Annotated in this window: 1 protein-coding gene; it reads left to right on the forward strand. The window is 65.7% G+C overall.

The features are described 5' to 3' along the window. Positions 1-1,342: acetate--CoA ligase (gene acs, locus CO675_RS39565; protein ID WP_143279227.1), on the forward strand; the 1,342-nt coding region annotated here is incomplete at both ends.

Here is a 1,342-nt window from a genome sequence, read left to right on the forward strand (position 1 = left end):
CGATCCACTCGGTGGTGTTCGGCGGCTTCTCGCCGGACAGCCTCGCCCAGCGCATCAAGGACTGCGATTCCAAGGTGGTCATCACCGCCGACGAAGGCCTGCGCGGCGGCAAGAAGGTGCCGCTGAAGGCCAATGTCGATGCCGCGATCGCCAAAACCGGCGGCGTCGACTGGGTCGTGGTGGTGAAGCGCACCGGCGGTGCGATCGACATGAATCCGACGCGCGACCTCTGGTATCACGAGGCCGCCGCGATGGTGACGACGGAATGCCCGGCCGAGCACATGCATGCCGAGGACCCGCTGTTCATCCTCTACACCTCGGGTTCGACCGGCACGCCGAAGGGCGTGCTGCACACCTCGGGCGGCTATCTCGTGTTCGCGTCGATGACGCATCAATACGTCTTCGACTACCACGACGGCGACATCTACTGGTGCACCGCCGACGTCGGCTGGGTCACCGGCCACAGCTACATCCTCTACGGGCCGCTCTGTAACGGCGCGACCACGCTGATGTTCGAGGGCGTGCCGAACTACCCAGACAATTCGCGCTTCTGGAACGTGGTCGACAAGCACAAGGTCAACATCTTCTACACCGCGCCGACCGCGATCCGCGCGCTGATGCAGGGCGGCGACGAGCCGGTGAAGAAGACCTCGCGCACATCGCTGCGCCTGCTCGGCTCGGTCGGCGAGCCGATCAATCCGGAAGCCTGGGAATGGTATTACCGCGTGGTCGGCGACGATCGCTGCCCGATCGTCGACACCTGGTGGCAGACCGAGACCGGCGGCATCCTGATCACGCCGCTGCCCGGCGCGACCAGGCTGAAGCCGGGATCGGCGACGCGGCCGTTCTTCGGCGTGGTGCCTGAGATCGTCGATGCCGACGGCAAGACGCTGGAGGGCGAGACCTCGGGCAATCTCTGCCTGACCAAGTCATGGCCGGGCCAGATGCGTACGGTCTATGGCGACCATGCGCGGTTCGAGCAGACCTATTTCTCGACCTACAAGAACAAGTACTTCACCGGCGACGGCTGCCGGCGCGATGCCGACGGCTATTACTGGATCACCGGCCGCGTCGACGACGTCATCAACGTCTCCGGCCACCGCATGGGTACCGCCGAGGTCGAGAGCTCGCTGGTCGCACACGAGGCGGTGTCGGAAGCCGCCGTGGTCGGCTACCCGCACGACATCAAGGGCCAGGGCATCTACGCCTATGTCACCTTGATGAAGGGCACCGAGCCGACCGAGGCCTTGCGCAAGGAACTCGTCGCCTGGGTCCGCAAGGACATCGGCCCGATCGCCTCGCCGGACCTGATCCAGTTCGCGCCCGGCCTGCCGAAGACGCG

It is taken from the genome of Bradyrhizobium sp. C9, from assembly GCF_002532045.1.
Classification (GTDB): domain Bacteria; phylum Pseudomonadota; class Alphaproteobacteria; order Rhizobiales; family Xanthobacteraceae; genus Bradyrhizobium.